General features: G+C 42.4%; 27 protein-coding genes. 20 read left to right on the top strand and 7 right to left on the bottom strand.

Going from position 1 to position 22,966, the window contains the following annotated elements; translation table 11 throughout:
- Positions 1-177 precede the first annotated feature (177 nt).
- Together ACZ42C_RS13235 and ACZ42C_RS13230 are read left to right on the top strand one after the other, a co-directional pair.
- Positions 178-2,073 carry a PrkA family serine protein kinase gene (locus ACZ42C_RS13235; RefSeq protein WP_461182030.1) on the top strand — a complete coding sequence of 632 codons (1,896 nt, stop codon included), beginning with the start codon at positions 178-180 and terminating at the stop codon, positions 2,071-2,073.
- Positions 2,074-2,304: 231 nt separating this feature from the next.
- Complete coding sequence (locus tag ACZ42C_RS13230; protein ID WP_461182031.1) at positions 2,305-2,508, top strand: hypothetical protein; 204 nt, start codon at positions 2,305-2,307, stop codon at positions 2,506-2,508.
- Positions 2,509-2,764: 256 nt separating this feature from the next.
- Here ACZ42C_RS13230 and ACZ42C_RS13225 read toward each other — a convergent pair whose 3' ends face one another.
- Together ACZ42C_RS13225 and ACZ42C_RS13220 are read right to left on the bottom strand one after the other, a co-directional pair.
- A complete protein-coding gene (locus ACZ42C_RS13225; RefSeq protein ID WP_461182032.1) occupies positions 2,765-3,778 on the bottom strand; it encodes an LLM class flavin-dependent oxidoreductase in 1,014 nt (337 codons plus the stop codon).
- 68 nt (positions 3,779-3,846) lie between these two features.
- A complete protein-coding gene (locus tag ACZ42C_RS13220; RefSeq protein ID WP_461182033.1) occupies positions 3,847-4,233 on the bottom strand; it encodes a GNAT family N-acetyltransferase in 387 nt (128 codons plus the stop codon).
- Positions 4,234-4,515: 282 nt separating this feature from the next.
- Here ACZ42C_RS13220 and yhbH point away from each other — a divergent pair, with 282 nt between their 5' ends.
- Complete coding sequence (gene yhbH / locus ACZ42C_RS13215; RefSeq protein WP_461182034.1) at positions 4,516-5,676, top strand: sporulation protein YhbH; 1,161 nt, start codon at positions 4,516-4,518, stop codon at positions 5,674-5,676.
- A 136-nt stretch (positions 5,677-5,812) separates the two neighbouring features.
- On the opposite strand, the gene ACZ42C_RS13210 is transcribed toward yhbH, so the two are convergent.
- Entirely contained in the window at positions 5,813-6,166 is a 354-nt protein-coding gene (locus ACZ42C_RS13210) for a hypothetical protein (RefSeq protein ID WP_461182035.1), read from the bottom strand.
- A gap of 121 nt (positions 6,167-6,287) precedes the next feature.
- Between ACZ42C_RS13210 and ACZ42C_RS13205 the strand changes: the two genes are divergently transcribed.
- The 3 genes from ACZ42C_RS13205 to ACZ42C_RS13195 all read left to right on the top strand — a co-directional run bounded on the left by ACZ42C_RS13205 (position 6,288) and on the right by ACZ42C_RS13195 (position 9,169).
- Positions 6,288-7,700, top strand: a complete 1,413-nt coding sequence (locus tag ACZ42C_RS13205) for a SpoVR family protein (RefSeq protein WP_461182036.1) — start codon at positions 6,288-6,290, stop codon at positions 7,698-7,700.
- Between the two features lie 211 nt (positions 7,701-7,911).
- Positions 7,912-8,457 carry a DUF6944 family repetitive protein gene (locus ACZ42C_RS13200; RefSeq protein WP_461182037.1) on the top strand — a complete coding sequence of 182 codons (546 nt, stop codon included), beginning with the start codon at positions 7,912-7,914 and terminating at the stop codon, positions 8,455-8,457.
- 109 nt (positions 8,458-8,566) lie between these two features.
- Positions 8,567-9,169 (top strand): YpjP family protein, encoded by a 603-nt coding sequence (locus tag ACZ42C_RS13195; protein WP_461182038.1) that lies wholly within the window; start codon positions 8,567-8,569, stop codon positions 9,167-9,169.
- Between the two features lie 152 nt (positions 9,170-9,321).
- On the opposite strand, the gene ACZ42C_RS13190 is transcribed toward ACZ42C_RS13195, so the two are convergent.
- Positions 9,322-10,038 (bottom strand): NAD-dependent protein deacylase, encoded by a 717-nt coding sequence (locus ACZ42C_RS13190; RefSeq protein WP_461182039.1) that lies wholly within the window; start codon positions 10,036-10,038, stop codon positions 9,322-9,324.
- A 102-nt stretch (positions 10,039-10,140) separates the two neighbouring features.
- Between ACZ42C_RS13190 and ACZ42C_RS13185 the strand changes: the two genes are divergently transcribed.
- From ACZ42C_RS13185 to ACZ42C_RS13175, 3 genes are all read left to right on the top strand, one after another.
- Positions 10,141-10,938 (top strand): hypothetical protein, encoded by a 798-nt coding sequence (locus tag ACZ42C_RS13185; protein WP_461182040.1) that lies wholly within the window; start codon positions 10,141-10,143, stop codon positions 10,936-10,938.
- A gap of 72 nt (positions 10,939-11,010) precedes the next feature.
- The gene (locus tag ACZ42C_RS13180; RefSeq protein ID WP_461182041.1) at positions 11,011-11,157 is read left to right on the top strand and encodes a hypothetical protein; all 147 of its coding nucleotides are present in this window, start codon (positions 11,011-11,013) and stop codon (positions 11,155-11,157) included.
- A 61-nt stretch (positions 11,158-11,218) separates the two neighbouring features.
- The gene (locus ACZ42C_RS13175) at positions 11,219-11,365 is read left to right on the top strand and encodes a hypothetical protein (protein WP_461182042.1); all 147 of its coding nucleotides are present in this window, start codon (positions 11,219-11,221) and stop codon (positions 11,363-11,365) included.
- Between the two features lie 383 nt (positions 11,366-11,748).
- Here the strand turns inward: ACZ42C_RS13175 and ACZ42C_RS13170 are convergent, their stop codons facing one another.
- The 3 genes from ACZ42C_RS13170 to ACZ42C_RS13160 are packed head-to-tail and all read right to left on the bottom strand — an operon-like array spanning position 11,749 to position 12,275.
- The gene (locus ACZ42C_RS13170; protein ID WP_461182043.1) at positions 11,749-11,937 is read right to left on the bottom strand and encodes an H-type small acid-soluble spore protein; all 189 of its coding nucleotides are present in this window, start codon (positions 11,935-11,937) and stop codon (positions 11,749-11,751) included.
- Positions 11,937-12,131 (bottom strand): H-type small acid-soluble spore protein, encoded by a 195-nt coding sequence (locus ACZ42C_RS13165; RefSeq protein WP_461182044.1) that lies wholly within the window; start codon positions 12,129-12,131, stop codon positions 11,937-11,939. The genes ACZ42C_RS13170 and ACZ42C_RS13165 overlap by 1 nt, the downstream gene beginning before the upstream one ends.
- A gap of 24 nt (positions 12,132-12,155) precedes the next feature.
- On the bottom strand, positions 12,156-12,275 hold the full coding sequence (locus tag ACZ42C_RS13160; RefSeq protein WP_461182045.1) for a DUF4023 family protein: 120 nt from the start codon (positions 12,273-12,275) through the stop codon (positions 12,156-12,158).
- Between the two features lie 209 nt (positions 12,276-12,484).
- Between ACZ42C_RS13160 and ACZ42C_RS13155 the strand changes: the two genes are divergently transcribed.
- From ACZ42C_RS13155 to ACZ42C_RS13105, 11 genes are all read left to right on the top strand, one after another.
- The gene (locus ACZ42C_RS13155) at positions 12,485-13,729 is read left to right on the top strand and encodes a hemolysin family protein (RefSeq protein WP_461182046.1); all 1,245 of its coding nucleotides are present in this window, start codon (positions 12,485-12,487) and stop codon (positions 13,727-13,729) included.
- A gap of 30 nt (positions 13,730-13,759) precedes the next feature.
- Positions 13,760-14,059: a hypothetical protein gene (locus ACZ42C_RS13150; RefSeq protein ID WP_461182047.1), complete on the top strand. Its 300-nt coding sequence runs from the start codon at positions 13,760-13,762 to the stop codon at positions 14,057-14,059.
- Positions 14,060-14,159: 100 nt separating this feature from the next.
- On the top strand, positions 14,160-14,783 hold the full coding sequence (locus ACZ42C_RS13145) for a TetR/AcrR family transcriptional regulator (RefSeq protein ID WP_461182048.1): 624 nt from the start codon (positions 14,160-14,162) through the stop codon (positions 14,781-14,783).
- Positions 14,784-14,861: 78 nt separating this feature from the next.
- Complete coding sequence (spx, locus tag ACZ42C_RS13140) at positions 14,862-15,272, top strand: transcriptional regulator Spx (protein WP_461182049.1); 411 nt, start codon at positions 14,862-14,864, stop codon at positions 15,270-15,272.
- Between the two features lie 217 nt (positions 15,273-15,489).
- A complete protein-coding gene (locus ACZ42C_RS13135) occupies positions 15,490-16,071 on the top strand; it encodes an NADPH-dependent FMN reductase (protein ID WP_461182050.1) in 582 nt (193 codons plus the stop codon).
- A 428-nt stretch (positions 16,072-16,499) separates the two neighbouring features.
- On the top strand, positions 16,500-17,405 hold the full coding sequence (locus ACZ42C_RS13130) for a hydroxymethylglutaryl-CoA lyase (RefSeq protein WP_461182051.1): 906 nt from the start codon (positions 16,500-16,502) through the stop codon (positions 17,403-17,405).
- Between the two features lie 261 nt (positions 17,406-17,666).
- On the top strand, positions 17,667-18,086 hold the full coding sequence (locus tag ACZ42C_RS13125; RefSeq protein ID WP_461182052.1) for an RDD family protein: 420 nt from the start codon (positions 17,667-17,669) through the stop codon (positions 18,084-18,086).
- A 350-nt stretch (positions 18,087-18,436) separates the two neighbouring features.
- Positions 18,437-19,030, top strand: coding sequence for a helix-turn-helix domain-containing protein (locus ACZ42C_RS13120; protein ID WP_464891365.1), 594 nt, complete (start codon positions 18,437-18,439; stop codon positions 19,028-19,030).
- 128 nt (positions 19,031-19,158) lie between these two features.
- The gene (locus ACZ42C_RS13115) at positions 19,159-19,806 is read left to right on the top strand and encodes a hypothetical protein (protein ID WP_461182053.1); all 648 of its coding nucleotides are present in this window, start codon (positions 19,159-19,161) and stop codon (positions 19,804-19,806) included.
- Positions 19,807-19,811: 5 nt separating this feature from the next.
- Positions 19,812-20,525: an ABC transporter ATP-binding protein gene (locus ACZ42C_RS13110; RefSeq protein ID WP_461182054.1), complete on the top strand. Its 714-nt coding sequence runs from the start codon at positions 19,812-19,814 to the stop codon at positions 20,523-20,525.
- Positions 20,494-22,962, top strand: coding sequence for an ABC transporter permease (locus ACZ42C_RS13105; protein WP_461182055.1), 2,469 nt, complete (start codon positions 20,494-20,496; stop codon positions 22,960-22,962). Before ACZ42C_RS13110 ends, ACZ42C_RS13105 begins: the two co-directional genes overlap by 32 nt.
- Positions 22,963-22,966: the final 4 nt, after the last annotated feature.

The following is a 22,966-nucleotide window of genomic DNA, read 5'->3' as shown; positions in this document are numbered from 1 at the left end:
TTTTCGACAAAATTCGATAAAAACCGGGGAGTGACAGTGCTTTTCGGTGGGACGAGCATTTAGCGCAGTCCCAGGCACCAGGGCGCTTCCAGCCTGCCCCCCTGTCGCGGCTTATGCATTTGTCATTCATGTCCTGCATATGATGAATAGAAACCGCGATCAGATGGAGGGTATGTAATGGATATTATAGAAAGAGTAAAGAGTCACCGTGAAGAAGAAGAGCGACTGAAGTGGGAAGGATCGTTCGCGGAGTATTTAGAGATTGTAAAAGAAAGACCGGAAGTTGCCCAGACTGCGCATTCCCGGGTTTATAATATGATTAAAAGCTCAGGTCTGACCGAGCGAGACGGGAAAAAAATGTATGATTTTTTTGGGGAAGAAATTTTTGGTCTAGAAGAAGCAATTGAGAAACTGGTGGAGGAATATTTCCATCCTGCGGCTAAACGCCTGGATGTAAGGAAGCGGATCTTATTATTAATGGGTCCGGTGAGTGGCGGGAAATCCACGATTGTTACGATGCTGAAAAGAGGTCTGGAGCAATATTCAAGGACAGAAGAAGGTGCGGTTTATGCTATTAAAAACTGCCCCATGCATGAAGACCCGCTCCATCTCATTCCGGCACATTTGCGCGATGATTTTTATAAAGAATACGGTATCCGCATAGAAGGCAGCCTGTCCCCGTTAAATACGATGCGGCTGGAAAAGGAATATAACGGTAAAATTGAAGATGTACGGGTCGAGCGAATTTTCTTTGATGAGGATAAACGGGTGGGGATCGGCACGTTCAGCCCTTCGGATCCGAAATCACAGGATATCGCAGATTTAACAGGGAGCATCGATTTTTCCACCATCAGTGAATTCGGCTCGGAATCCGATCCACGTGCTTACCGGTTCGATGGGGAATTGAATAAGGCAAACCGGGGGATGATGGAATTTCAGGAGATGCTGAAATGCGATGAAAAATTTCTCTGGCACCTGCTTTCCCTGACGCAGGAAGGGAATTTTAAAGCCGGGAGATTCGCGCTCATTAGCGCAGATGAACTAATTGTCGCCCATTCGAATGAAGCAGAATATCGATCCTTTATCGCTAATAAAAAGAACGAGGCATTACATTCCCGGATTATTGTCATGCCCATTCCTTATAATTTAAAGGTCAGTGAGGAAGAGCGGATTTATCAAAAAATGATTAATGAAAGTGACATGGCTGATGTACACATTGCACCGCATGCCCTAAGGGTGGCAGCCATATTTTCCATTTTAACAAGGCTGAAGGATTCCAAAAAGCAGGGAATTGATCTCGTCAAAAAAATGAGGCTGTATGATGGCGAAAGCGTGGAAGGGTTTAACCAGCTTGATATCGATGAATTAAGAAAGGAATTTCCCGTGGAAGGGATGGAAGGAATCGATCCACGGTATGTCATTAACCGTATATCCTCCGCCATTATACGCAAGGACGTCAAGTCGATTAATGCACTGGATGTGCTTCGTTCACTGAAGGAAGGGCTGGATCAGCATCCTTCGATTACGGATGAGGATAAGGAAAATTATATGAACTATATTTCCGTAGCCCGGAAAGAATATGATGACATTGCCAAAAAAGAAGTGCAAAAAGCATTTGTTTATTCCTATGAAGAGTCGGCGAAAACACTAATGGATAATTACCTGGATAATGTTGAAGCGTTTTGCAATAAAAATAAATTAAAAGATCCGCTGACCGGGGAGGAAATGAATCCGGATGAAAAGCTGATGCGCTCCATTGAGGAACAGATCGGAATTTCGGAAAATGCAAAACGTGCCTTCAGGGAGGAAATCCTTATCCGCATCTCCGCTTATGCGAGAAAAGGAAAGCGGTTTGAATATAGTTCACATGAAAGATTGAGAGAAGCTATTCAGAAAAAACTGTTTGCAGACCTAAAAGATGTCGTCAAAATTACCACGTCCTCCAAAACACCGGATGAATCTCAACTGAAGAAAATCAATGAAGTCATTGCAAGACTGGTGGATGAATATGGTTATAATTCAGTTTCTGCCAACGAACTCCTACGCTACGTCGGAAGTTTATTAAATAGGTAACAGGACAGGGGGCAGCTCACCTGTCCCCTTTTCTTTTCACCTCAATCCTAATTTAGTTTGTATTTATCTGCTGTATGAACAGAATCTCCCATATCCTTTTCAATTGTGAAAGAAAAATCACTGAACTATGACTTATTTGTGAAAGGTATCACAAAAATGTTCAAGTCCCGGGGTATATGGTATATACTTTAACTGATGATAAAAATAATCTTCCAAGGAAGGTGCGAATGAATGAAAGGCACAGCTTTATTGTTGGAGAAGGACCATACGGTTAAAATTTTTGAGAATGTTGGACATGATGTTTATGAAGAGTTAGTCAGTCAGAAGGACGCTAAAAAGAAAGACTACACCATCGGAAACAGAAAAATTGAATTGGGTCCGATTGACAAAATAGTTTGGTATGAAGATAAGATTGACTGGAATTATGGGTATTAATTCAGTTGATTCGGAAGCGGATTAACATGAAACATACATGCTTCATATAAATCAAAATCCGAACTGGTTCAAGTGTAGAATCCAGTTCGGATTTTTCTTTCTTTCTGGTGCCGGAAGCCAGCAGTGATTACTGACTGCTGAAGTCTGATATTTACGCGAAGGTTTTTTATATGCAGTACAAGAGGTGTCGGGCTGGTATGCTTTACTCCCGACCATCTCCGCAAGCAAGCTTTCGTATTTCCTGCCACACCTTGCATTATTTGCCGATGTTCATCTCAAATGCTTCTGCTAATAATCTTAATCCGTTCTGCCTGTTTTTGGCATCATAAAATTGTGGAATAATCGTTATTTCATCCGCTTGATACATATCAGCTACTTCCTCCATCCCTGCTTTCACTTGTTCCGGGTCGCCTAAGATCACTCTCTTTCGGTTTTGCATGATCTTTTCCTGTTCCACCATACTTTTTCCGCGACTTTTTGCCGTTTCAACGGATGGATAATATGGAGGCTGCCGGCTGGACTCCACGGATAGCAGCCATAGATCAAATGCTTGGGCAATGTCTTCAGCTTCCTCTGCTGTTTCAGCAATAATCGCAAACACGGCAATCATGACTTTTGGCTTTTCAAGCAGGGAATGGGGTTGAAAATTTTTTCGGTAATCTTTCACAATCTTCCGTCCATTTGAGCTGGATGGCGGGGCAAAATGGGAGAATGCATACGCGGTTCCATGTTCTGCAGCGATTTTTGCACTGCCTTCCCCGCTGCCAAGCAGCCAGATTTCCGGTGTTGTTTCAATAACAGGTGTTGCAATTAGCTCTTGAAAGCGATGCGCTTCCTCTGTATTATCAGTTAAATATTTAAATAGATCCTTTATCTGCTGCTCATAGGAAATTCGTTTGTCTCTTGCTTCGTTCAATGCCCGGTTAACAGTGAGAAAGCTCGGTGATCTGCCTATGCCGAGATCAATCCGGTTTGGATGGAAAGCCTCCAGCATTCGAAAGTTTTCCGCGACTTTATAAGGACTGTAATGGGGGAGCATCACCCCGCCGGATCCAATCCGTATGTGATTGGTGGAAGCAGCCAGCTGCATCATCAGCATTTCCGGTGTGCTTCCTGCTACGGAAGAGACGTGATGATGCTCCGCTGCCCAGTAGCGGTGGTAGCCCAATCTGTCTGCGAGCTGTGCCAAATCTTTCGTGTGCAGCAGGGCTTGCCGGGCATTGGAACCTTCAAATATGGGTGAGTAATCGAGTATATTTATTTTTCTCATTGCTGCTCCTCCTTTGTTAATGGAGACCAATAATATGTATGATTCCCGCTCTTATTACCACCGGCAACCTAACGTTTTACCAAAAACACGGAACCCTCTTTCTCATATCCAAGCTTTTCATAATAGCCGTCAGCATCTGACATAACGAGAACCGTATGTCCGGGGTAGGTTTCACATAGTACCTCCATTAATTTTCTCCCAATTCCTCTCCCGCGGCAATGATGATGGACGAGCAAATCACATACATATATAAAGAACTCCCCATCTCTAATGGCTCGCGAAAATCCGCATAACGTATTATTTTCATAGGCAACATAAACAAGGGAACTTTCCAAAGTTCGCTTGAATTTAAGTGTGCCTGCTTCGGTAATGTAATCTTCCCATTCTTCTCCTTCAGAAGCCATTAATTGAAAAAGTTTCTTTTCATCACTTTGGTTATATTTTCGAATATGCAATGAGCTTGTGCCCCCTTTAGGATCGTAAGCAAAACTGTCTGTACCATCATATTATCACAAGAACCTTCCCACTGTTTATCCATGCCAACTGCCCATCCGGCCTGCCAAAATAGGCTGCATTTCTTCCTGATTATTTCAGAAAAGTGCAATAGTAGTCCTTTTGCTGCATAGTATAGAGAAAGGTGGCTGAGCAGTGGATCAAACATTATATTTACCTTGCCCGTTGCTCAGCTTTCATAAACGCCTTAGTGAATTCGCAGGTAGATATAGAGGAGGATGGGTATGAAGGGGAAAAAGGAAAATTTTATTGTCTCCCAGGAAAACTGGACCCTCCATCGTAAAGGATATCAAGATCAGAAGAGGCATATGGATAAAGTGAAAGAGGCGATTCACAACAATCTTCCAGATTTGGTCAGCGAGGAAAATATCATCATGTCCAATGGCCGGGATGTAATTAAAATCCCAATCCGCTCCCTGGATGAATATAAAATCCGCTATAATTACGATAAATCAAAACATGTAGGACAGGGAGACGGAGACAGCCAGGTTGGCGATGTCATCGCCCGCGCGCCCGGAAAAGGAAAGCCAGGAGATGGCCAGGGAAAAAAGGCCGGTGATCAGCCCGGTCAGGATTATCATGAAGCGGAAGTGTCGCTTGAAGAGTTGGAAGAGGCGCTGTTTTCGGAAATGGAGCTGCCGAACTTAAAACAGAAGGAACAGGCAGAAATAACGACCGAAAAGATAGAATTTAATGATGTGCGTAAAAAAGGGCTTATGGGAAATATTGATAAGAAGAGGACGATATTAACTGCAATTAAACGAAATGCAAGAGAAGGGAAAGCGGGCATTCATCCGATCTATAATGATGATTTGAGGTTTAAAACGTGGAATGAGGAGGTAAAACCGGAATCCAAAGCGGTCGTGCTGGCCATGATGGATACGAGTGCCTCCATGGGGGTGTTTGAAAAGTATGTGGCAAGAAGTTTCTTTTTCTGGATGACCCGGTTTCTCCGTTCCAAATATGAATCTGTTGAAATAGAATTTATTGCTCATCATACGGAAGCAAAAGTGGTATCAGAGGAAGCATTTTTCTCACGGGGAGAAAGTGGCGGAACGATTTGTTCATCTGCATATAAGAAAGCTTTGGAACTGATTGACGAAAAATACAACCCGTCCCGCTATAATATTTACCCTTTTCATTTTTCGGATGGGGAAAACATTACTTCCGACAATCCGAAATGTATTGACCTTGTCAATGAAATCATGGATGCGTCAAACATGTTTGGCTATGGAGAAGTAAATGGATTCAGCAGAAAGTCTACGTTAATGCGGGCATTTGAAACACTCCATTCGCCCAAATTCCGCCATTATATTATTAAGGAAAAAAGCGATGTATATCATGCGCTGAAAAGCTTTTTCAGGAAGGAAGAGGCACCGGTGTAAGGATTTTAGAAATCGTTTGAAAACCTTATTCTATGGAGTGCAAGCCTTAATGAGTAAAGATAAAGCTACCCCTTTTTCCTGCAAATCAAGACCATCGCTTACAGGAAGGTAAATACCTGTATCAACGATGGTCTTTTCACATATCGTCCACTTCAATCGTATAAATCGCCCGGTCGGTAATAAGTGCAAAACGAGCTCCGTCAAATTGGTACAGGGAAGAATCTTCCAGTGGGATTTCGTATAAGGAAGCAGGCAGGGGATGCTTTTCATGCCTTTCATTTTCAATTAATCCTGTTCCATTTAATTGAAGAGCGTGCTTTGGCACATAATCATCTATTCTCCTTGTGTTGGTTTCATAGGAGACATCTGTTAATTCCATCACCGTTTCATCATAATCATCCATTTCCTGCTTGGCTATTTTCACTGTTTTTCCATTCCATTGTTGAATTAAATCATTAAATTCCTCAATCGATAAATAGTTTTCGCTCAATCTAAATCCCTCCTGGAATTTAACCTGCCCGGAAAATGAAGAAAACATACCGGCATGGAACAGGTAATAAATCCTTGTATGATTCATAGGTTATAGAAAGTATTTATAAGGGGGTTTCTCATTGAGTGAGACAAAGGAGCTTTACCGTGCCATTGATGAAATAACGGAAATTGCCTCAGGGTTCGGGCTTGATTTTTATCCGATGCGCTACGAAATCTGCCCTGCGGATATTATTTATACATTTGGTGCTTACGGCATGCCGACAAGATTTTCCCATTGGAGTTTTGGGAAACAATTTCATAAGATGAAGCTGCAATATGATCTGGGTCTAAGCCAGATATATGAACTCGTGATCAATTCAGACCCATGTTATGCATTTTTACTGGATACGAACAGCCTGATTCAAAATAAAATGATCGTCGCCCATGTACTTGCCCACTGCGATTTTTTCAAAAATAATGTTCGTTTTTCCAATACGAGAAAAGATATGGTGGAGAGCATGACCGCAACCGCAGAGCGTATTAGCCATTATGAAATGATGCACGGGAAACAGGAAGTGGAAAGTTTCCTGGATGCAGTGCTGGCCATCCAGGAGCATATTGACCCCTCTCTTATTCGGCCAAAACTGCCATCCTACGATATGGAAGAGGAAGCGGAGGGAGAGCGAGAGCCACAGTCGAAAGGCCCTTATGATGATTTATGGGATTTGGATAAAAAGCCGGATGAAGAAGCAGAACAAACGAAGAAAAGAAAAAAATTTCCGCCGAGACCGGAGAAGGATCTGCTTCTTTTTATTGAGGAGTACAGCAGGGAGCTGGAGAACTGGCAGCGGGATATAATTACGATGATGCGGGAGGAAATGCAGTATTTTTGGCCGCAGCTGGAAACGAAAATCATGAATGAAGGGTGGGCAACCTACTGGCACCAGCGGATATTAAGAGAGATGGATTTGACCCCGGAGGAGACCATAGAGTATGCCACATTAAATGCCGGGGTGATTCAACCATCAAAACAGCAGATGAATCCGTATTATTTGGGGCTGAAAATGTTTGAAGATATTGAGGAACGCTATAATAAACCGACGGAAAAAATGCAGGAGCTTGGTGTGAAGCCCGGTTCAGGCAGGAAGAAGCTGTTTGAAGTAAGGGAAATTGAGTCGGATATCTCCTTTATCCGGAACTATTTGACCAAGGATTTTGTGCAGAAAGAGGATATGTATTTATTTGAGAGAAAAGGAAGCACGTATCAAATTACGAACAAAGAATTTGAGCAGGTGCGTGACGAACTCGTTTCCATGAGGGTTAATGGCGGTTTTCCTTATATTACCGTGGAAAATGGGGATTATTTGCGGAACGGCGAGCTTTACCTGGTACACAGTTATGAAGGAACAGAGCTGGATATCAATTATCTGGAACATGTCCTTCCCTATATTTATCAGCTATGGGGGAAGAACGTGTATATGGAAACCTATGTGGATGAAAAGAAGGTTGTTTATTCGTATGACGGGAAGAAGGTGCATCAACGGAAGATGTGAATGAAGTTGATGATTTGTTGTTTTGGTATTAATTATAGTGATTTGCCCTTTTGGATATCGAATGATGCAAAAGGGTTTTTTTCTGTTTCAGGCGGGCAATTTTTCTGAATGGGCAGTCCATTTCTTCCACTAATATTGGGGTAAGTGACGACACAGGAGGTTATAAATTTGCGTAACATATATAAAAACGCGGATGCAGGGGGAGAAGCAAGTGAGCGATAATGGCAGAGAACTCATTGGTGTATGGATTGATGCAACAGGTACCATTATTTCCCTATTGGGAGAAGTGCGCAAAACGGCAGGATTTAACGAGATTAATCATCGGATAGTCATGATTGGGGAAGGACTTCAATCAATTGGAACAGGAATCATGGCAACAACAACTACTGATTCGCTTGCTTTTTTTGGGGATTGGGTCGATAGTGCCGGAGCGGGAACGAGTTCGTTGGCGGCCTATTTACAGGATATAGATCCCGAGAACGGGGATGAAGCACTGCAATTGGAAATTTTGGGTGATTCTATGCAATCATTGGGAAGTTCAACCAGTACGGTATCCTCCTACTTGACCGGGGAAGAAGGTATGGTTCTTGGGAATGCATTGCAGGCATTAGGGGCTGGACTGGAAAGTATTGGTGGTCTTTTGAGTCTGAAGGAACAAGAACAACATGGCCAAATCCTGTCTTTGATTGGGGCTGCTCTCCAGGCATTGGGATCAAACTACCTTGCCATTACTTTAACAAGGGAACAGCTTGAGTAAAGTAATTTCATTGTAAACATTGCAACAATTTAATTAAATTTTAAAAAATCCGTAGACTTCTATTCAAAACATGTTAAAATTTTAATATAGAGAATAGAGGTGACGGGTTATGAAGATATGGTTGCGGAAATTAGCTGTCGTTATGGTTGCAATTATGACCTTTGGCTTGTACGTGCCGCCGGGTTTAATGGCAGAAGCTGAGGCGGAGGATAATAAGGATGAGCTTTCCCATTCTGGTGTAAGCGAAGAGACTGCTGTTGCTGAAGTGGAAACACCGGAACTGGAAGTTCAGAATTCCGGGCAGGAGGAAACATCCCATCTTCATAGCCTTTCGGACCAGGCGAAGGAGCAGACATTGCTGAAGCTCGGTCCAAGAATTACCGGACAGCTGGATGAACAATTTATGGATGCTATTCTGGATAACATAGAAAACACTTTAAATGGTTTCCTTTCTGAAATACCGGAAGAAAGACATGTGTACTTAAGTATAACCGAAGTTCCCGCGGATGGTCTTGGAGAGAGAATCTTCAACATTTTCGATGCAGAGACCAATGAGGATATCATCCGTTTTCATGTCCGCCGGGACCACCGGCCATGGGAAGGGTATTGGTTTAATTTTCATTACCATATATATGATGATCAGTTTGAAGGCCACTATGAAATTGGAGAAATATTTTGGGATAAAAACATGCCACCAAAGTGGATGGCCTAAAAATGCCGTGCAGCGAAAGGACTGCGCGGCATTTTTAAAAGGTCAGGATCGTCCTGGTGCTTGTTGAACCTTTTGCTTTGCAGAAGCAAATTTAAAAGAAAAAGGTTTGTGCTGAAGGGGTACCCCCGAGCAATCGTAAGAAGCTTGGCACCTTACTTATCCATCTTCTGATTGACTTCTTCCAATACCTCACCTATCTTTCGCTCATGAATAACCTGATCTGCATACGCATCTAATTCTGTCTCTTCCTGATTAACAATGACCAGTCTGGCACCACTATCCTTGGCAATCAGTGGGAATTGGTTGGCTGGTGTGACAGTTAAAGATGAACCAAGCACAATAAATAGGTCGCATTTTTCCGCCTCCTCAAGGGCAAAACGGAATGCTTCCTCAGGCAACGTCTCGCCAAATAATACGACAGACGGCCTTAGTGTACCCCCGCATTCGCAAGTATATCTTTCCTCGAGATAGGCTTCTTTGCCATAGGATTTCCCGCAATTTTGGCAATGGAGTTGTTGTAATGTGCCGTGCAGTTCGGCAACCTGTCTGGAACCGGCTTCCTGATGAAAGCCGTCTACATTCTGGGTGATGATCGATTTGACCTTACCTTCGTTTTCCCATTCGGCCAAAATCATGTGGCCTTGATGCGGGTTATATTCACTGATGGCATTCACCCGTGTGCGATAAAATTGAATGAATTCATCCACATGTTTATTTAAGGCTTCTGTCGATGCCAACCTGGAAGGATCCATGTTATTCCAAAGCCCTTTATTTTTCGAACGAAAATCCGGTAATCCACTCTCCGTGGACATCCCTGCACCTGTAAAAACGACGGTGTACTGAGAAGATTGCAGCCATTCGTGAAGCATTTTTCTTCCTCCTACCATTTTTTATCGATGTTTGTGTCTGTGTCCCTATTTCCTATAGTTTTGCATAGAATAAATACAGCTATTGCGTTAAGGGGTGTAACTATGGGGTTATATATTAATCATAACAACCATGCAGGTATTTTCAAAAATAAAGGCGATATAAAAGCACCAAATCAGGGTTTTTTTATAAAAAATCATGTGGCGGAAATGATTCAGGCACAGGATAAAGTGAATGCATTGATGAAAAAAACAATTGCCGATTTAAGCAAATATCAAAAAATGCAAACCGGGGAACAACAGAAGAAATGGATAGAGGTGCAGGGAGATCTGCAAAATCTGTTGAAAATGAATGCCAGGCATGAACAGGTTGAATCATACGTCATGGAACAGCTGATCCTTTTGGAGGAAAAAAATAAATCTTTAGCAGAAATGCTGGAACAGAAAGCATCCAGTGGAAATAAGAAAGTGGAAGAGATGTATGCTTCTCATCAGCAGTTATTGGGCAAGTTAACGGATTACGAGACAGAATTCAAGCGTCTGATTGGGAGGATTGACAGACAGGCAGAGATGCATGAGCAATTGATTGGAAAAATGAACGAACAGGCAGACTTGCAGGAGCAGTTGCAAGGAAGGGTGAACGATCAAGCAGAAGTGCAGCAGGAACTGTCTGAAAAAGTGAACAAACAGGAAAACACCCAAGGAGTAGTATTGAACCGTCTGGAAAATCAGGAAGCATTAACGGAAAAAATGCTCCGGCAGATGGACCAATTCCGTTCTGCATTATTTGAACGAACCGCTTTTCTTGCTGAGAAGATCGAGGAAAGTATAAAATTTACCTCCACTTATATGGGGAAGATGCTGCCTGGCAGTAAGGATGAGTCAACAAAGATATTAAAGTAGGAGATTGGGGAGGGGGCAAGTCTTTCTGCCCCCCGTTCGGTTATTTTAAAAATGTAGGGATACAGTGCTGCCATGGTCCGTCATTACAGCAGGAAGAGCAAATGGGGTACCATAGAGCGCTGCCATGGTCCGTCATTCAAGCAGGAAGAGCGAATGGGGTACCATAGAGCGCTGCAATGGTATGTCATTACAGCAAGTGAAGCGAATGAAGTACCATAGAGCGTTGCAATGGTATGTCATTACAGCAAGTGAAGCGAATGAAGTACCATAGAACGGCGCAATGGTCCGTCATTCAAGCCGGAAGAGCAAATGGGGTACCATAGAACGGCGCAATGGTCCGTCATTGCAGCAGGAAGAGCAAATGGGGTACCATAGAGCGCTGCAATGGTATGTCATTACAGCAAGTGAAGCGAATGAAGTACCATAGAGCGTTGCAATGGTATGTCATTACAGCAAGTGAAGCGAATGAAGTACCATAGAACGGCGCAATGGTCCGTCATTCAAGCCGGAAGAGCAAATGGGGTACCATAGAACGGTGCAATGGTTCGTCATTCCAGCAGGAAGAGCGAATGGGGTACCATAGAGCGTTGCCATGGTCCGTCATTCAAGCAGGAAGAGCGAATGGGGTACCATAGAGCGCTGCCATGGTCCGTCATTCCAGCAGGCAGAGCAAATGGGGTACCATAGAGTGCTGCCATAGTCCGTCATTCCAGCAGGAAGAGCGAATGAAGTACCATAGAGTGCTGCAACAGTACATACAGTGCCCTCCTGCCCCGCATTTCATTCCAACTCCACCTGCTGGCCAGAAATTTATTTGGGGTTCACTTCATACAGTCCGTTTAATTCCACGGTTTGTACATCATCCATTTGATCCAGTGGAAATACAGTTGCTTTGTCTTCTCCGTTGTGAACTTCCTCTATATAGACGGGAATGCCACGGTAGGCTACCTGAATCATCTCAATGGAATCAACTATTTCCTGTGCCCGGTCCCGTTCCACTACGCATTCCCTCTTTTCGATTCCAGGAGATTTTCCACTTGCACTTCAAACTCATTTTCCGGCTGATCCAACGGGAAAATGCGTGCTGTATTTGATTGTTCATGGACATGCTGAATGTAAACTTGCTGTCCATTATAGGTGACATGCTTCATGTCGGGTGATTGCGCAATTTCTTCTGCTCGATGTTTGTTCAATTTGGACGCCTCCCTAATCTCTAATTAATGCCTTTTATTTGGCAGTTTTTTTGCAGGGTCATTATGCCCCTGCCGCTCTTTATTCCGTCTGTCTTTTCTTTTATTTTCCTTAAGATTTTCAACAAACTCTCGTGTGTCTTCCATTAAAAATTCCTCCTTTTTATAAGTGGAACTTCCTTATTAATTTATCCAAAAGGTAATAAAACATGTACCAACCCAGGCAGCAGCGATTTGCAAATTACTTTTATAATTACCTTGATTCCTTTATGATAAGTCTAAGAAAACTAGTGTACCTACAAACAGGGTGGGGCAGGACAGATGACGCTCCATTCCCGATCAGGAGGCAGCATGGCGTGACGATAGCAATCATTGCATTATTGTTTATGTCTTTATTCTTTTCCGGCAGTGAAACGGCACTGACAGCCACAAATAAAATGAAGCTGGAAACGAAGGCTAGAAATCAGGATAAGAAGTCGGAAAAGCTGTTAAAACTAGTGTCGAAGCCGGAACAATTCATTACATCCATTCTCATTGGAAATAATATTGCAAATATCCTTCTTCCCACCCTGGTAACGATGGTGGCAATAGAGTACGGATGGAATGTAGCGGCAGCTTCAGCGGCATTAACGATATTTATCATCGTATTTTCGGAAGTTATTCCAAAGTCCATCGCAGCTACATTTCCGAACCAGATTGCGTATGTTATTTATCCGGTTATCCGTTTTGTCATCATTCTATTTAAACCGATTACAATTATGTTAAACGGTATTACCAATTATATTATTCGTGTACTATCCAGAGGCGAACAGACGGAGGCTTCCGTTTCCCGGGATGAGATTCGGGCGATGGTGGATATCGCAAGAACCGAGGGTATATTTAAAAAAGAGGAGTCCCACCGCATCAAAGGGGTGCTCGAGTTTCGGGAATTAAATGTGAAGGACGTGCTGAAAACCCCCCGTGTGGACATTATGGCCCTGCCGAGAACAGCGGACTTTGAAGAAGTACGGATCATTGCAATTGAAAACCCGTTTACAAGATATCCGATCTATGATGAGCATATTGATAATATCGTCGGTGTTTTCCATTCCAAGTATTTACTTTCCTGGTCACTGGAGCCGGAGAAAACATTGGAAAGCTACGGAGATATGGACCCGCTGATTGTATTTGAATTCCATTCTATTGAATGGGTGTTCCGCAAAATGATACAGCAGAAAAAGCACATGGCGATTGTGCTTGATGAATATGGTGGAACGGAAGGTATCATTACCCAGGAAGATATAATTGAAGCATTGCTGGGAATGGAGATCGAAGACGAAATGGATACAGACAGTGAGTCACTGGTGGAAAAAGTAACGGATACAGAAATTATTTGTCATGGAAAAATCCCGCTAAACCGCCTGAATACGATTTTTCATACTTCGATTCCGGAAGAAGAAGATGTGCTGAGCGGATATTTGCTGAAGGAGTTTAATTATTTCCCGGAAGAGGGGGAAACGATTCAAAGGGAAGGTCTTGTTTTTCACATTATAAGTACGGAAGAAAGAAGTCTGAACCAGGTGCAGATCACAAAAGAAGCGAAAAACACTCCTGCTGAATAGCGGCATATTATGGTTTATAGGAGGACTCAAATGGACTTTATTGCCAAACAACCTTACGTGAAAGTGGAACGGAAGGTTAGTAGTATAGAGCAATGGGATGAGGAAGATCAGCGGATGATTTACCTTTATGATGAAAAAGTAGTGACAAGGCACAGGGAGTTTCCGATCACGGACGTGCTTGATGTGTCCTATAAAGAAGTGGCTGGTGAAGGTGGTATACTTTACCTGCATACATTGAAAGGCGTCTTTCCCTATACAGTAAAAACCTCCCCGGAGCCGTTTATAGATGCGTTTAACAGACATATTAAAGAGACCGGAAAAAATTTATAAAATAAATGACATGGTGTCATGAAAAACAGTTGACACACGACACCGTGTCATTTATTATTAAAGTATGACATAATGTCATTTGCAGTAATGGAGGTCAGCAATGCCAAAGCAAACATTTTTTAACCTGCCCGAGGATAAAAAGAGAACATTGCTGGAGGCCGTGGAGAAAGAGTTTTCCAGGGTACCGCTGTTTGAAGCCTCTGTGGCAAATATGGTTCAGGACGCCGGGATCCCCCGGGGAAGTTTTTATCAATACTTTGACAACAAAGAAGATGCCTTCTTTTATTTATTAAAAGAGCATACAAGAGCGAAACAGAAACACTTTACTTTACTTTTGAAACAGCATGATGGGGACTTGTTTAAAGCCATGGCAGAGATGTTTCAGGATATTGTCGCCGATGCCCCGGATAAAAAGAATCTCCCCTTTCTAAAAAATGCCCTTTTAAACATGACACATAAAGTCGAGCATACATTTGCCAGTATTTTCAGCAGCAGTGTGATGGATGATTCTCTTGATGAGATCAGTCCGTTAATCAATAAAGAATACTTAAATATTTCCGAAGATAAAGAGTTATTTTATGTAATGCAAATTCTTACCTCCGTTACCATTCGTAATTTCATCGAGAAGTTTTCCAGAAATTTAACCGATGAGGAAGCGATAAATCATTATACGTCTGAACTGAAGCTGTTGAAAAATGGCTTGTACCGGAAGACAGAAGAGTAAAGCTTAGTGAACAGCTTTTTTTAAAACGAGAGTATGTGAAAAATGTACAAAGAAAATTATAGAGACGAGGTATGATAAATGACAGTAACGTTATATGGAACGCCATGCTCATCAACAAGAAAAGCGAAAGAATGGTTGGATAACCACGGAATCAACTATGTTGAAAGAAATATTTTAAGGCAGCCGTTAACAATCGGAGAGCTTCATTCCATTCTCAGGATGACGCTGGAAGGGACAGATGAAATTATTGCAACACGATCAAAGGTGTATAAGGATCTGAATATGGATCTGGATTCACTTCCACTTAAAGAACTACTCAACATTATACAACAACACCCCAGCCTTATGCGCAGTCCCATCATTGTTGACGAAAAACGAATTCAGGTAGGCTATCATGAAGATGACATCCGCCAATTTGTTCCGAGAAAAGTAAGAAAACATCAATTTTTACAATGGCAAATGAATAATGTACAAATGGTAAAAGGGTAAACGGAAATAGGGTAATACCCGGTTGGAGGGTCTGCTTTCATGCTGTGAAGCAGACCCTTTGCAATACATGGAAGTTACTTTTTATAACTATATAATAAAAGATAAGCATTTACTGTTGCAAATTCGTTTTCAGGGTGTTATGATAAGAATTGTTAAAAATAATGAATTCAAACAAAATGAATTCAATGCAATAGAAGCATCAGGGAGGAATAGAAGCATGTTAAAAATAGGAATCGTTTTAGGAAGCGTACGTCAAGGCCGTAACGCAGAGGCTGTTACAAATTGGATGTATGATTTTGCAACAAAAAAGCGCGATGATCAGGATGTATCCTATGAGATCGTTGACTTGGCTGATTATAAACTGCCTATGTTGGGTGAAGTATTGCCTGAGGATGAACAGGCAAAAGCTGAAAAAACAATCCAGGCATGGTCAGAGAAAATGGATAGTTTCGACGGCTATATTTTTGTAGCACCGGAATACAACCATGCTGTCGGCGGCGCACTGAAAAATGCACTGGATCACTTAAAGCCGGAGGTTGCCAATAAAGCAGCAGGGATGGTAGGTTACGGAAGCCTTGGGGGTACACGTGCCCACGAAAATCTGCGTTTGATTTTCGGTGAACTGCAGGTGGCGGATGTGCAAACAGCAGTGACATTCTCGCTGATGACGGACTTTGTTGACTTTACTGAGTTCGAGCCTGCCGACTACCATGAAGCCAATGCAAATGGCATGCTGGATCAGGTGATTGCTTGGAGTAAGGCGTTGAAAACAGTAAGAAAAGAAAAAGTAACAAACTAATATTATTTTTAAAGAAGCAATATCGGGGGGAGGGATCCAACCGGTATTGCTTTTTTGTGTGTATTTTCATTTAATGGAGGAACGGATTGGGCCCGGGGTAGCGGGGGCTGGGATTAATTGAAAATCTGATGGTTTGGAAAGTCGCATTAAACTGGGCGACACCCTATTTTCAGCAAAAAATACATATTTAACATTGCAAATTCGGAAAATTTATTATATAGTATATTCAACAAGGTTGAATACAGATAAACGTGATTGAATATAATTGTTATAAGGTAGAGGAAAAAGGGAATAACTAAACCAAAGTAATGTATGGTACGGATAGTGGTTCAGAAAAAAGGTAACAGAAAACCTGTAAGCGCATTCAATATAATGAGATGATGTGCTTTGCCGGATTGAATGAAAATAAATCTCCGGGAGGGATAAAAATGGGACGTTGGCCGGAATTTGTGCAAATTAAAGAAGTGGGGCCAAGGGATGGCCTGCAGAATGAGAAGAAGCGGATTTCAACAGCGGATAAGGTAAATTGGATCAATATGCTCTCTGAGTCCGGTGTAAAAGAGATTGAGTACTCTTCATTTGTGCATCCGAAATGGATACCGGCGCTTGCTGATGCGCATGAAGTAGGGAAGAAAATGAAACGTAATCCCAATGTGCGCTACTCTGCACTCGTGCCAAACATGAAGGGGCTTGACCTGGCGCTTGAAACCGGTATTGACGGGGCTTCTGTCTTTATGTCAGCGAGTGAGACCCATAATAAAAAGAATATCAACAAGTCCATTGATGAAACATTTCCGGTTTTGCAGGAAGTGATCGAAGAAGCAAAGAAAGCCGGAAAACATGTTACGGGGTATATCTCCACCGTTTTTGACTGTCCGTATGAGGGAAAAGTATCCCCGGAGGCAGTGATTCGGGTAAGTGAGAAGCTCCTGGAATACGGGGTAGACGACTTATCACTTGGCGATACGATTGGAACGGCAGTCCCTTCGCAGGTGGAAGAGCTGCTTGATGCTGTCATGAAGCGTTATACCGCAGATCAAATTATTATGCATTATCACGACACAAGAGGTATGGCAATTGCCAATATCATGACATCGATGGCTTATGGCATAACAAGGTTTGACAGTGCAGTCGGCGGCCTGGGAGGCTGCCCATATGCACCCGGTGCTGCAGGGAATGTAGCTACGAATGATATACTGTATCTCATGCACGGCCTTGGTATAAAAACAGGAATTTGTGAGAAAAAGCTTCAGGAAGCAGCTTTTTATATTCAAAATAAATTGGATAAAGAGCTGCCCAGCAAATCGGTAGCGTACGCCATTGCCCAGCAGTAAAAAAGCGGTAAGGCCGTCATTTTATTTACCCGATCAGGGAGAAAAAATGACGGCTTTTTGTATGGTTGTAGCACCTTCTGCCCGTATTGTAAATCTCAGCTAAAGAAATACCTTTTTTAAATGCTTTTTCATAAATTATAATATCACTCCTTGGTAGTTGTTTTGTTTTCCTTGGAGTCATAGGGTAAAATAGTGAAAGGAACCGATAGTTTGAGAGGATTTTCATTATGGGTACATAGTTATTAAAAAGGGGGGAATACAATGTCTAATGTAGGCGGATTTTGGATTCGGCTGGCAGGAGTTTTATTTGATGCCATACTTATAGGGATTGTCGTATCTGCAGCAATTTTTCTGCTTGGTTTGGATACAGCCGACCGGGCGGTGCAGACAGGTGAAAGTATTATCAGTGTGCTTTACTTTGTAATTGTTCCTGCCGTCTGGTACGGATACACGGTAGGAAAACGGCTGATGGGAATACGCATTGTGAAAATGGATGGTTCGAATGTTACTATCGGAACTATGCTGCTGCGTTACCTGGTAACAGGTTTAATATACGGGCTTACGCTCGGTATTGCTTTTATCGTATCTGTTTTTATGGTGGCGTTGCGAAAAGATAAGCGTGCCATCCATGATTTTATAGCAGGAACGTATGTCACGTATGATAAACCTGAATCAGTATAAATGAGTTGGCAGGTCAGTCCATGTTGCTGAAGTTTATATGAGATGCAGGACTGACCTGGGAAATGTTGAAGAAGTTAGATTAAAGTTTGGCCTCCATTTCTTTAAATGTAGTGACCATGTGGTAGAATTTTTTCTCTATATCATACCAGCCATACACATCCCTCTAGTTCCATACCATTATCAAGCTATGTTCCTTTAGAACGACACTAAACAACATCTTCATGCGATTTTCTTCTGTGATTCCTGCCATTCTGTTCAATTCAAGAATATCTCATATTTACATAACAATAGATTGCTATTAACATCCTTTTCCTCTGCAATTCCGCTTTTCTGTGATATAATGACTTCTAATCATTTCGGTCAGAAAGGGGAGAGTCCCGCTGGATTTACATAATATAGGCAAAAAAATTAAGCAGGCCCGGCTGGGAAATAAAAAAACTCAACAGCAAATTGCAGATGAATGTGGTATATCGAAAAGTCTGCTGTCGAAAATAGAAAATGGACAAACGGCATCTGCAGTGGCAACATTATCCAAAATCAGTGATGCACTGGGAGTTTCCCTCTCCTGGGTGCTCGATAATCATCCGGAAACAGATCTGATGCTGCTTCCAAAGTCGGAAAGGCAGTTAAAAGTCGGCGATGAAAACATGGGATACTCCTTTGAACTGCTGGCAAACAGAACGAAATTTTCCAGCATTGAACCGACAATTGTCCATGTTACACCGAAAGATGCAAATCTCAGGCAGGAGCCATACACCCACTCCCAGGATGAGTTTATATATATTTTGGATGGCGCAATAGAACTGCTTTATGATAATGAAAAACATCAGATGGAAAAGGGTGACACTGCTTATTTTGACGGGAAAAAGACTCACTTGTTTGTCCCTGTCGATAACAAGGGCGCCAAAGTTCTCACGATTTTTATTGACACAGATGAATCATAGATAGAATCTGCTGTAACCAGGTAACTGGGTGCAGCAGATTTTTTTTAATCTTATATTGACTTATATACTCAGTATCTATATACTCAGTAAATAGATACTGAGTATATATGGCGGAGGTTTAAGATTAAATGATGGATGAACTCATTCAATACCAGTGGGAGATTTTTATTACGGCTGAAGTGTTGTCGCTTGCTGCATTAATTCTCTTCGGTGTAATTAGATACTTCTTTGGAAAACGCAGGCTCAGTCTGTTGTTCCTTGTTTTTTTTCTAATGCTGTTAATCCTTGAAGCGGTATTCGGACTATTAATTTTTCAGGAAACGGGGGAGATTTCCAATTTCCTGATTATCATCACCATTTTTGTGATCTATGCATGCACATTTGGAATTTTTGACTTTATGAAGCTGGATCGATGGATGCGGAAGAAAATCGGGGGCTGGCGCGGTGTTGAACTGCTGTCGGATAAAGATAAAGATATTATGGCCAGGCAAAAGGATCCCGACTATGTGGCAAAGAAATATCGCTGGTCCTCCATGGCACATCTAACGGTATTCAGTGTTGCTCAATTTATTTTTTGGATCTATGGAACCAGTGGTGTGGATCAGATGATCTCTTATATGACGGACCTTTCATGGATTGGGGCAGAGAATGCAGCACAAACACCATATGCCAACGACACTATTTACGGAATCTCCATGGTCTGGGCAATAGTTTTTATTATTGATTTTATTTATTCATGGTCTTATACCATTTCTCCATCAAAACAGAAAGGATGAGTTTTATGATTCAGGCAGAAAACGTAACGAAGGATTTTACCATTGGAAAAGAGGTCTCTTCCATTTTAAAAGGGGTTGACCTTTCCATTAAAGAGGGAGAGTTTGTGGCAATTATGGGACCAAGCGGTTCCGGAAAGAGTACACTTCTGCAATTGCTTGGTGGGCTGGATGTCCCTACATCCGGTGAAGTGAAACTGGAAGGTACAGCGCTGCAGAAGAAAAATGAAAAGCAGCGGACGATCATCAGGCGACAAAAGGTCGGGTTTATTTTTCAAAATTACCAGCTGTTGCCAACATTGACCGTGTTTGAAAATATTGCTTTTCCACTTCATGCAGATGGGAAGAAAGTGGATGAGAAAGAAGTAGAGAAACTGTTGAAGGCTGTTGATTTGGAGGGCTATGAACGTCGGTTTCCGCATGAATTGAGCGGAGGGCAGCAACAGCGTGTAGCCATTGCCAGGGCACTTATTCACCAACCGGCCATCCTGCTTGCTGATGAACCTACAGGAAACCTGGACAGAGAGCGTTCCAGCGATATTTTGGATATTATTTCGAGTCTTCATCAAGAACAAGGGCAAACAGTGGTGATGGTAACCCATGATCTGTTTGCTGCAGGTTATGCAGATAGAATTCTGCTGTTTAAAGATGGCCTTGTTGAAACAGAGGTGCGAAGAGAGGATGAGGACTATGCGGCATTCCTTGCTCGTTTCATGGCGTAATGTCACCAGTAATAAAAAACGATTTTTCCTGACGCTGGCTGCTATTATTATTGGTATTGTCGTTATGACGGGAATGTTAATTGCTAAAGAAACAACATCCGAAACATTGGACTACTATGAAAAATTATATGCGGGAAGCGCGGATTACTGGATTGAAAGCAATAATCATACCTTTGAAGAGGATAGGCTGAATTGGTTACAGGAAAGAGCGGAATTTAATAAAGGAATCGGCATCTTGTTAAAGCAGGGATTTGTAGAAATCGACGGACTGTCAAAAGCACAAACATCAGTTAGGTTTTCAGGCGTATCCAGCTTTGATAATGGTTTATTTGAACTGCCGGTAAAAGAAGGGGATGTTACAAAAGAAGGGCTGATTATAACGGAAAATGCCGCAAATCTTTGGGATAAAGAATTGGGGGATGACATTACCTTTTCTGATATGGGAACGATGGAAGTGACGGCCATTGTCCATGAAGGATCCATGCTCAGCAGCCCGCAAACCCTGGAAGAGGCAAGTTATGTACATTCCCGGGTGATGGTGCCGCTTGATGCACTGCAACAATGGAGCGGATTGGAGGAGCAGATTTCCAGCTATCGTTTTGAAACAACGGAGGGACAACATGATGAAATCTTTACTGCTTATCAGGAAAAGCTTTCATCAACCGATCTTTTCGTGCAGCAGGTTGTTAGTGATGACAGACAAAATAACGATTTGGAAGGGCTGTATTGGACTTTTGACATTATAGCGATACTATCCATATTTATCAGTGGGTTTATTGCATTCAATATGATTTACACAAGCATCATGGAGCGTAAAAAAGAATTCGCCGTGATGAAGAGTTTAGGCTATACCAATGGAGGAGTATACCGTCTTGTGCTGCAGGAGATAGGACTTCTTGCTATGATCGGTACAGCAATCGCAATTCCCCTGGGTGTTTTATTTGGCGGGTACTTTCAGGAATTGTTGATGGGTGCCATTGCAACACAAAATATTACCTATGAACTGGAAATCCTGTCTCCACTTATTACTGCCGCTGTTATCGGTCTCTTATTTCCTTTTGCAGCAGCTGCTTTTCCCGTCTATCAAGCTGGTAAAACGCCAGTGCTGGAAGCAATATCCAATCCATCGGCAGTGAAACAGCGCAGTGGGAAAAGCAATGTTTTACGCACCGTGTTAGGTGTTATTTTTACAGGAATTGGTCTGATTGATGATGTCATCGCATTCTTATTCCTGTTTCTTGGTCTGGTACTGCTTTATCCTTTATTTATGAGTGGTCTTCAAAAGCTGATCAGTCCATTATGTAAGCTCCTTTTTCAATACCCCGGAGAACAGGCGCTGCAATCTGTAAAACAATTTAAGAACCGGAATGGGAACACCTCCGCGATGCTGGCAATAGGTGTTAGTCTGGCATTGTTTATGAGCGCGGCACTGGAGTCTTTGCCGGATGGAATGGCAGACGATATACGAAGCACATTTGGCGGAGATATGATTGTGGAAAAAGAAACCTCCTGGCAGGATGAAGATATGGAGAATTTAAAAACGTTAGAAGGAGCGGTGAATGTTCATCGTTTTGCTGATATCCCTTCAATTATATGGAAAACAAAAGGTGGAGAAGCCAGAGAGTTTTCGATAATGAGTTTCACCGGCCATGCCCATGAGCAGCAAATTTTCCATGTAACAGAAGAGACCGGGGAATCCCCTGCATTACCAGACTTATACCTCGGAGAACGGGCACTGAAAGAATGGGGTGGAGAAATAGGTGAAGTGATTAGATTGAACACCCCTGCAGGTGCGACTGACTTTCATGTGAAAGGTACTGTGCAAACTTCCCAATATACAGGATATGTGGCATTTGTGGAAGATGCTGTATTAACCTCGTCCCTCAACTGGCCGGAACAGTCTCATTTGGCTATCTCGCTGGATGATGAGAGTAGTTTGCCCTATGTTCACGACTTTTTATGGGAAAACTACGGCGACGAGATCTCCAGTATTTCCACAGCTTCACAAAATGTAGAAGCATCTGTAGGAACCCTGGAAGGGATGAATGAACTGATGCAGGGCCTTCTGCTGCTCGTAATTGCTTTATCAGCAATCGGAATCAGCAACACGCTGTTGATGAATACAATCGAGAGGACAAAGGAACTTGGCGTAATGCGGGCAATTGGATTTACAAAAGGTCAAATCAAACGTATGATTTTGGCAGAGGGACTAATTATTGGACTTACGGGTGTCATTGTCGGAACGGCGTATGGAATTTTGGTCATCTACCTGAATTCACAATCGGAAATGGCACAGGGTTTATTAAGTTTTTCTGTCCCGTGGATCAGCCTGGTACTGGCTATTTCCAGCGGTATCTTATTTAGTCTTGCTGCTTCATGGCTGCCAGGTGCCGCAGCCTCACGTGTGAAGGTAAAGGATGCGATATCTTATGATTAAGCGG

This window comes from Virgibacillus kimchii (assembly GCF_055379185.1).
Note: the sequence above shows the minus strand (reverse complement) of the source record. Positions and strands in the feature narration are given on the sequence as shown.

Bases quoted from the DNA above. Each gene is read 5' to 3' on its own strand.
- ACZ42C_RS13235 (WP_461182030.1), top strand. From the start codon at position 178: ATGGATATTATAGAAAGAGTAAAGAGTCACCGTGAAGAAGAAGAGCGA.
- ACZ42C_RS13230 (WP_461182031.1), top strand. From the start codon at position 2,305: ATGAAAGGCACAGCTTTATTGTTGGAGAAGGACCATACGGTTAAAATT.
- ACZ42C_RS13225 (WP_461182032.1), bottom strand. From the start codon at position 3,778: ATGAGAAAAATAAATATACTCGATTACTCACCCATATTTGAAGGTTCC.
- yhbH (WP_461182034.1), top strand. From the start codon at position 4,516: ATGAAGGGGAAAAAGGAAAATTTTATTGTCTCCCAGGAAAACTGGACC.
- ACZ42C_RS13195 (WP_461182038.1), top strand. From the start codon at position 8,567: ATGAAGATATGGTTGCGGAAATTAGCTGTCGTTATGGTTGCAATTATG.
- ACZ42C_RS13190 (WP_461182039.1), bottom strand. From the start codon at position 10,038: ATGCTTCACGAATGGCTGCAATCTTCTCAGTACACCGTCGTTTTTACA.
- ACZ42C_RS13185 (WP_461182040.1), top strand. From the start codon at position 10,141: ATGGGGTTATATATTAATCATAACAACCATGCAGGTATTTTCAAAAAT.
- ACZ42C_RS13180 (WP_461182041.1), top strand. From the start codon at position 11,011: ATGGTCCGTCATTACAGCAGGAAGAGCAAATGGGGTACCATAGAGCGC.
- ACZ42C_RS13175 (WP_461182042.1), top strand. From the start codon at position 11,219: ATGGTCCGTCATTCAAGCCGGAAGAGCAAATGGGGTACCATAGAACGG.
- ACZ42C_RS13160 (WP_461182045.1), bottom strand. From the start codon at position 12,275: ATGGAAGACACACGAGAGTTTGTTGAAAATCTTAAGGAAAATAAAAGA.
- ACZ42C_RS13150 (WP_461182047.1), top strand. From the start codon at position 13,760: ATGGACTTTATTGCCAAACAACCTTACGTGAAAGTGGAACGGAAGGTT.
- ACZ42C_RS13145 (WP_461182048.1), top strand. From the start codon at position 14,160: ATGCCAAAGCAAACATTTTTTAACCTGCCCGAGGATAAAAAGAGAACA.
- spx (WP_461182049.1), top strand. From the start codon at position 14,862: ATGACAGTAACGTTATATGGAACGCCATGCTCATCAACAAGAAAAGCG.
- ACZ42C_RS13135 (WP_461182050.1), top strand. From the start codon at position 15,490: ATGTTAAAAATAGGAATCGTTTTAGGAAGCGTACGTCAAGGCCGTAAC.
- ACZ42C_RS13130 (WP_461182051.1), top strand. From the start codon at position 16,500: ATGGGACGTTGGCCGGAATTTGTGCAAATTAAAGAAGTGGGGCCAAGG.
- ACZ42C_RS13125 (WP_461182052.1), top strand. From the start codon at position 17,667: ATGTCTAATGTAGGCGGATTTTGGATTCGGCTGGCAGGAGTTTTATTT.
- ACZ42C_RS13115 (WP_461182053.1), top strand. From the start codon at position 19,159: ATGATGGATGAACTCATTCAATACCAGTGGGAGATTTTTATTACGGCT.
- ACZ42C_RS13110 (WP_461182054.1), top strand. From the start codon at position 19,812: ATGATTCAGGCAGAAAACGTAACGAAGGATTTTACCATTGGAAAAGAG.
- ACZ42C_RS13105 (WP_461182055.1), top strand. From the start codon at position 20,494: ATGCGGCATTCCTTGCTCGTTTCATGGCGTAATGTCACCAGTAATAAA.